1 pseudogene is annotated in these 472 nt (G+C 65.5%); it reads left to right on the top strand.

The annotated features are described in order from the left end of the window. Window positions 1-287: pseudogene (locus EN994_RS34835) on the top strand (GFA family protein); the annotation flags it as partial. Window positions 288-472 lie beyond the last annotated feature (185 nt).

A 472-nucleotide genomic window follows, 5' to 3' on the forward strand; every position in this document is an offset into this window, starting at 1 on the left:
CCTTCGAGACCACCGGCCTCGTCAGCTCCTATGGCACGCGCAGCTTTTGCCCGACATGCGGCGGCCGCGTCGCCTGGGTCGACGACAACGAGGCCGAGGTGGCAATCGGCAGCCTCGACATCGCGCCGACCGATCTCGTGCCCGAATATGAATTGTGGACCTCCAGGCGCGAGACCTGGCTGCACGCTTTGCCCGGCGCCGAACAGTTCGAGCATGACCGCCCAGCGGCGTACAACGCCGAAGCGCCGACGCCGAGATCGCTGTCGGACATCGACGCAGAGATTTGATCTCCGGGCAAGGGAACCCTGCCCTGCCGCCGACGTTACCGGACGCCTCTCACGCATGTCGCCCGGCGACTTGCGGCAATCATGGAGACGACCGTTGAACGACAAGATGTTTCCCCGCCCCATCAGGCTGAAATTCGCGCCTGAGCGCGAGCGCATCGTCCGCAGCGCCTGGGAAGGCCTGGAAT

The organism is Mesorhizobium sp. M7A.F.Ca.CA.002.09.1.1 (genome assembly GCF_003998555.1).
In the GTDB taxonomy this organism is placed as follows: domain Bacteria; phylum Pseudomonadota; class Alphaproteobacteria; order Rhizobiales; family Rhizobiaceae; genus Mesorhizobium; species Mesorhizobium ciceri.